This is a genomic window from Paenibacillus xinjiangensis, from assembly GCF_059686975.1.
This window is the reverse complement of record NZ_JCAALS010000027.1, coordinates 83,243-89,754: the sequence shown is the minus strand read 5'-3', so window position 1 is coordinate 89,754 and position 6,512 is coordinate 83,243. Positions and strand designations below refer to the sequence as shown.

Sequence of the window (6,512 nt, the reverse complement as noted above, 5' to 3'; positions counted from 1 at the left end):
TTTTTCTTGCTTGTATAAAATTCGAAACGGCATAGGACTATTTCCTATGCCGTTTCGGATTCATTTTCTATTCACGATCTTGTCTCTGAGTTTAACTTAATGACATTGTCCAGGGAGCCTACTCTTTTTTTTGTACAATTGAGCTTGTAGATAAATCAGTATTACACGAGATAGAACGCAATACCCAGAATGACATACACCATTAGGAGCAGCACACCCTCGTACCAATTGGTGTTGCCGTCCTGTGAGACGGATTTGGCGATGAATACGGATACGCCGATTGCTGTCAGTTCAATTGGAGTGAAGAGAATATCCATTGTCGGTCCAAAGAACGAGCTGATAAGAATGAGCACAGGAGCGACGAACAAGGCAATCTGAAGGCTGCTTCCGATGGCGATCTCTACGGCTGCGCCGATTTTGTTCTTCATCGCCAGCATAACGGCGGCACTGTGCTCAGCGGCGTTGCCGACGATCGCGATTACGAAAGCACCTACGAACAATTCAGACAATCCGAACCTTTCAGTGAAGGTATCGAGGGTATGTACAAGCCATTCGCTCACTAGGGCGACCATGACTGTCGCTACTACGAGATAAAGAATGGATCTGCCCTTCGACCAAGCTGGCTCCTCGCCATGATTGGCATTCATGACTGGATCAGCTAGCACATCTTTGTGGGTGATCATGGAGAAGACAAGCCACAGCAGATACGAGACGATCAGGATGCAGGCAACGGTAATGCTGAGGATATTGTCCTTCTCAACGGTGAAATGCTCTGCGCCCACGAAGACTGCTGGTACGAACAATCCAATGACAGCCAGTATCATTAGGGTTGAATTATGCTGGGCCAATTGGTTGTTGAATAGCTGCTGCTTGAATTTAATGCCGCCCGCGAGTAAGCTTAAGCCTAATACGAGCAGCAGGTTACCGATAATGGAGCCGGTTAAGCTAGCCTTCACCATATCGAATAATCCTTCTTTGACCAGGAATATGGCTATGATCAGCTCGGCGGCGTTGCCGAATGTAGCATTCAAGAAGCCGCCAAGCCGCTGTCCAGCGTAATGGGCTACGCTCTCGGTTGCTTTGCCGAGGAATCCAGCCACAAAGATGACGGCTATAGCGGAGATGACGAATTGAAGCGTCATATCAAGCCCAGCGTAATGACCTATTGCACTTAATGCGAACATAACGATCAATCCGCCGAAAAATAGTTTCTGTCTCATCTGTGTCACCTCTTCGTGATAGTTAATTACCATTTTCTTACTATATCCGAAATGAACATTCAAGTAAACTTCACTAACCATCAGCTGAAATGCAATGGATTACGACAAATGTTGCTTCCATGTAGTGCATCCAGTACAATGAGGATATATGGAAAATAGAGGAGTGTATGACATGTCCGAGGACCTTCAAACAGGCATTATTCGTATCTCAGACGACGTTGTAGCAACTATTGCAGGTCTCGCCGCGCTTGAGACTCCGGGCATTGCTGCAATGTCAGGCGGTATTTCCGAAGGGTTAGCGAAAAGACTCAGCGGGAAAAATGTGCAAAAGGGTGTATCTGTTGAGGTAGGTCAGTTGGAAGCTGCGATTGACCTGCGTATTATTGTTCATTATGGTATCCCCATTCAGGAAGTATCCCGTCAATTACAGCTGAATGTTCGTGAATCGGTTGAGAACATGACAGGTCTTCATGTTGTTGAAGTCAATGTTAAGGTAGAGGGCGTTGCATTCAAGGAAGAGGAAGCTGTCATCGAAGAAAACCATCGGCTGAAATAGGATTAATCCTTACACAAAAACAACGGTGCACCTCCTTTACCTTGGGGTGCACCGTTGTTTTTGTATATTCAGGTCGTTATTGCTTGCGCCGAGGTTTCTCATGCTTATTGGATTCTCGTGAGATACTCAGTAGTATTCCAATACTCATAAGACAGACAAGCAAGGAGGTACCTCCGGCGCTTATGAAGGGAAGCGTTACTCCTGTCATCGGAATGGTGTTGGTCACACCGCCGATGTTGATGAACGCTTGTATCCCGATTAACCCAACTATGCCTACACCAACAATGGTGCCGTATTGATCGGGGCATCGCAGAGCTACGATAAGTCCGCGCCACAGAAATAATAGATAGAACAAGATGAAGATAGTAGCTCCAATGAAACCAAGCTCTTCAGCAATAACGGAGAAAATAAAGTCATTATAAGCGTAGTCTAAATAATGAAGCTTCTGGATGCTGCCGCCGAGACCCGCACCTGTTAATCCGCCATGCCCGAGAGCCTGCAGCGAGGATACGAGCTGGAAGCCGGCATTCTCCTTATCTGCCAGCGGGTCCATGAATGACACCAGCCGATCAATCCGGTAAGCCCATGCTTTAGGAGATACCAGCATCGAGATACCCATAATAATAGCCACACCAATTCCGAGCGCTGTACCGGAGAAGAATACCTGCTTCAGATTCGCTCCACCTGCCAGAATCATAATACCCGCGCACATGGCGAGTACCATAGTGGAGCCTAAGTCTGGCTGCATCATAATGAGTCCGCAGACGAAGGCTACAATGATGATGACAGGAAGCAGCCCTTTTTTGAAGTCACGGAATTTCTCATCCTTCTTCGCTATAAGTGCCCCCAAATAAAGAATGAGCGCAAGCTTGGCCAGCTCAGTTGGTTGAATGCTCATAGGACCGATTGACAACCAGCTGCTTGCACCGTTAACCGGTTCTGTAAATGGCACAATGATTAACATAATCATAACGGGAACAAATAAGAGCAAGAATCCCCGCTTATAGAATTGATAAGGGAGATTCATTAGAAACAGCATGGAGAAAATACCCATCACTGCCCACATGAGCTGCCGCTTCGTGAAATAAAATGCGTCATTGTTGAATTTAGCAGTGACGAGTGCAATATTCGAGCTCGCGCTGGATACCATGACAAGTCCGAATCCAACGAGCAGCAGCGTCAATATAAGGAGCAGAAAGTCCGGTCTTCCTCGGCTGGCATTCTGCGGTGTTCTCATAATTAAGCCAGCAGCTGTTTCAATTGCTCGAGCCGATGGTTAGCCGTATTCATAATCGGCTGTGGAACCGGCGATTCATATTCAAGACCATGCGGGAATGTAGCTCGTCCGATGTAGACGTCTTCAATAGCAAGAACAGCATAAGGAGATTCAAGCTTGCCTTCTACAGCGCGAGTGTTGATGCGCAGAAAGTATTCGGATTTCGTAGTCTCATCTACAAGCTTCAAGTCGTATGTAGCGCGATAATATTCCCATTGCCAACGAACGAAGCCAACCTTTTCAGCTGAATCGTCCAAATGACGCAGGTCGCTTCGAACACCGTTCAAACCGGTATTTTCAATAATCATGGTATTTCCTCCTCAAGGGTTCGCATTTCTCATTCAATTGTTGTGTACATCATTTCCCATGATAGTATGTTTCCCCAGCCAGTGCAAGCCTTACTCCAATGACTGATGGAAGAACAAGCTTCCTCTTTGCTGCCTAGTTCTGTTAATATGGAATAAAGGAGGTTTGCTGAAAATGAAGACAAGCGACTATATCAAAGAACAGCTCCAGCCTCTCTATCCAGACATGGTTCGATGGCGTAGACATCTCCATCAGAATCCAGAGCTGTCTTTTCAAGAGATACAGACGTCTCATTGGATTGCGGACCAATTGAAGGCGATCGGATGCGAAGTAAAGAGCGACTTCGGTGGGCATGGATTGCTCGTCCGAATTATAGGTGAATTGCCCGGACCAGTCATCGCGCTGCGTGCGGATATCGATGCACTGCCGATACATGATGAGAAGGATTGTGAATACGCCTCCCAAGTCCCTGGTGTCATGCATGCCTGCGGACATGATGGTCATACAGCAGCGTTGATTGCCGTTGCGACTTACTATCAGAAGCATCAATCTGAGCTGGCAGGAGAGCGGAGGCTGTTGTTCCAGCCTGCAGAGGAAACAACGCCAGGCGGCGCTATTAATATGATAAGAGATGGGGCGCTGGATGGCGTGGACGCTATATATGGCGTTCATCTCTGGACACCGCTCGCCTTTGGACAGACCTCTTCTAGACCTGGGGCATTCATGGCTGCTGCCGATGAGTTCTCACTTGAGATAATCGGGCTGGGCGGTCATGGCGGCATGCCTCACAAGACGGTGGATACCATCGTTGTCGGATCAGCACTTGTACAAGCCATTCAGTCCATAGTAAGCCGAAGCGTCAATCCGCTCGAGCATGCAGTGGTGACAATCGGCTCCTTCCAAGCAGGGTCAACTAATAATGTCATAGCGGAACGCTGTAAAATGAAAGGGACTGTACGCTCCTTCGATGAAGAGACACGTAAGCTCATTCATGCGCGGCTGGAAGAGGTTATTCGTCACACATGTGCGATGCACGGTGCGCAATACAATTATGATATGCGTATAGGATATCCTCCAGTTGTAAACGATGAAGGTGAGGCGGAGCGCTTCTTCCGTGTTGCAGAAGGCGTGTTCGGCTCTGAGGAAGTTATTCATGCTGAAGCTATTATGATAGCGGAGGATTTTGCTTATTATTTGGAGAGGGTTAAAGGCTGCTTCATGTTCGTAGGCGCTGGCAATGAGGCTGCTGGAATTACGTATTCCCATCATCATCCGAGGTTCGACTTCGATGAGCGTGCGATGCTTCTGTCTGCGCAGCTGTTAATTCAGATGGCAGAGGATTTCGCATCGCAAGCTGAATAAATCGTTAATCATAGAACGGGACTCATCCAGGGAACGAACAGGATGAGTCCCGTTTTGGCATAAAAATACAGCATTATCTTCATACTGTGTAGAGAATACTTCTATGCAGATGGAGGGATGAACAGTGTTAGAGCAGCAGGATGGACCATTCATCGTTCAATCAGATATGACAGTGCTGCTGGATCATGAGCATCGTCTGTCAGAGGCTGCGCGGATCAGACTATCCTTGTTCGCTGAGCTTGTGAAGCGTCCGGGAAATTGGCATACGTACCGAATGACCTCTTTATCCTTATGGAATTCAGCAGCAGCAGGCCTCAAGGCTGATACGGTTGTTGATACACTGAACACTTATGCCCGTTATGGGCTGCCAGGCTATGTAGAGGCGACTGTCCGTAAGCTCATGGAACGCTATGGGAAGCTTAAGCTAGAGATGAGCGGGAGCAAGCTGCTACTGCGGGGGAGCGAGGAGCTGCTGAGGGAGCTGTCTGAGCATTCTACTCTAATGGAATGGCTGATCGATCAAGATGATCCAGGCAGCTGGCAAGTGAAAGCAGCTTACAGAGGGCAGCTCAAGCAAGAGCTCACGAGACTTGGTTACCCCGTCATCGATATGGCTGGCTATCATGCTGGTGAGGCGCTGTCCGTTGCCATGAGGAGTGAAACGCTTAGGGGCAAGCCCTTCGAGCTGAGGGCATATCAGAAGCAAGCAGTGGAGCTCTTTTATAAGGAAGGAACCGTTCAAGGAGGCAGTGGCGTTGTTGTACTCCCATGCGGTGCGGGCAAGACAGTAGTAGGTATTGCGGCATTAGCGAGGCTGAACAGCGCCACCTTGATCTTGACATCGAATGCAACCTCGGTGAAGCAGTGGAAGGAGGAGCTGCTGGACAAAACCACCTTACAGCCATCCGAGGTTGGCGAATATACGGGGACGACGAAGCAGGTTCGTCCAGTTACGATAGCTACTTATCAGATCTTGACCCACCGGAAGTCGAAGGCTGATGCCTACAATCATATGAAGCTGTTCTCTGAGCGGGATTGGGGACTCATTATTTATGATGAAGTGCATTTGCTGCCTGCACCAGTATTCCGAATGACGGCTGATATTCAGGCGACCAGAAGACTTGGATTAACTGCGACGCTGGTCAGGGAGGATGGCTGCGCGGAGGATGTATTCTCCTTAATAGGGCCTAAACAATATGATCTGTTATGGAAAACACTTGAAGCAGATGGCCATATCGCTTCAGTGAAATGTACAGAAATTCGCGTAGCTCTGGATCAAGGAATAAGTGAGCTGTATAGGGCGGCGGAGAATCGGGCGAAGCTAAGGCTGGCTGCTGAGAATCCGAGCAAGCTGGCTGTTGTGAAGCAGCTGCTAAGCAAGCACGAGGGAACACCAACGCTTATTATTGGACAGTACCTGAAGCAGCTTCATGCCGTCGCGGAATGGCTGGAGGTCCCCATCATAACAGGTGAGCTTGCACAGCAGGAAAGACAGCGTCTGTATGATCGCTTCAAAACAGGGGAGGTACCGGTGCTCGCGGTGTCCAAGGTAGCGAACTTCGCCGTTGATCTGCCGGATGCAGCTGTAGCTATTCAGATTTCTGGAAGCTATGGCTCGAGGCAGGAGGAGGCCCAGCGCATTGGTCGAATACTGCGGCCGAAGGCTGGCAGGAATGAAGCCTGGTTCTACACCATTGTTACAGATGAGACGAATGAGACTGATTTTGCCGGAAGAAGGCAGTTGTTCATGATCGAGCAGGGATATCATTACGAGCTGGAAAAACGTTGAAGA

6 protein-coding genes are annotated in these 6,512 nt (G+C 48.5%); 3 read left to right on the top strand and 3 right to left on the bottom strand.

The window, feature by feature from the left end; all coding sequences use genetic code 11:
- Window positions 1-161: 161 nt before the first annotated feature.
- A complete protein-coding gene (gene cax, locus AC6ESP_RS23280; protein WP_497099128.1) occupies window positions 162-1,220 on the bottom strand; it encodes a calcium/proton exchanger in 1,059 nt (352 codons plus the stop codon).
- 172 nt (window positions 1,221-1,392) lie between these two features.
- Here cax and AC6ESP_RS23275 point away from each other — a divergent pair, with 172 nt between their 5' ends.
- The gene (locus AC6ESP_RS23275; RefSeq protein ID WP_497099127.1) at window positions 1,393-1,776 is read left to right on the top strand and encodes an Asp23/Gls24 family envelope stress response protein; all 384 of its coding nucleotides are present in this window, start codon (window positions 1,393-1,395) and stop codon (window positions 1,774-1,776) included.
- A 76-nt stretch (window positions 1,777-1,852) separates the two neighbouring features.
- Here AC6ESP_RS23275 and ftsW read toward each other — a convergent pair whose 3' ends face one another.
- Both ftsW and AC6ESP_RS23265 read right to left on the bottom strand, forming a co-directional pair.
- A complete protein-coding gene (ftsW, locus tag AC6ESP_RS23270) occupies window positions 1,853-3,013 on the bottom strand; it encodes a putative lipid II flippase FtsW (protein WP_497099126.1) in 1,161 nt (386 codons plus the stop codon).
- Between the two features lie 2 nt (window positions 3,014-3,015).
- Window positions 3,016-3,360 carry a YugN family protein gene (locus AC6ESP_RS23265; protein ID WP_497099125.1) on the bottom strand — a complete coding sequence of 115 codons (345 nt, stop codon included), beginning with the start codon at window positions 3,358-3,360 and terminating at the stop codon, window positions 3,016-3,018.
- A gap of 172 nt (window positions 3,361-3,532) precedes the next feature.
- Here AC6ESP_RS23265 and AC6ESP_RS23260 point away from each other — a divergent pair, with 172 nt between their 5' ends.
- Window positions 3,533-4,720 carry an amidohydrolase gene (locus AC6ESP_RS23260; protein ID WP_497099124.1) on the top strand — a complete coding sequence of 396 codons (1,188 nt, stop codon included), beginning with the start codon at window positions 3,533-3,535 and terminating at the stop codon, window positions 4,718-4,720.
- A 124-nt stretch (window positions 4,721-4,844) separates the two neighbouring features.
- Window positions 4,845-6,509 (top strand): DNA repair helicase XPB, encoded by a 1,665-nt coding sequence (locus tag AC6ESP_RS23255; protein ID WP_497099123.1) that lies wholly within the window; start codon window positions 4,845-4,847, stop codon window positions 6,507-6,509.
- The last annotated feature ends 3 nt before the right edge of the window (window positions 6,510-6,512 follow it).

Excerpts from the sequence above, each read along its gene's own strand:
- AC6ESP_RS23265 (WP_497099125.1), bottom strand. The coding sequence starts at position 3,360 with ATGATTATTGAAAATACCGGTTTGAACGGTGTTCGAAGCGACCTGCGT.
- AC6ESP_RS23275 (WP_497099127.1), top strand. The coding sequence starts at position 1,393 with ATGTCCGAGGACCTTCAAACAGGCATTATTCGTATCTCAGACGACGTT.
- AC6ESP_RS23260 (WP_497099124.1), top strand. The coding sequence starts at position 3,533 with ATGAAGACAAGCGACTATATCAAAGAACAGCTCCAGCCTCTCTATCCA.
- cax (WP_497099128.1), bottom strand. The coding sequence starts at position 1,220 with ATGAGACAGAAACTATTTTTCGGCGGATTGATCGTTATGTTCGCATTA.
- ftsW (WP_497099126.1), bottom strand. The coding sequence starts at position 3,013 with ATGAGAACACCGCAGAATGCCAGCCGAGGAAGACCGGACTTTCTGCTC.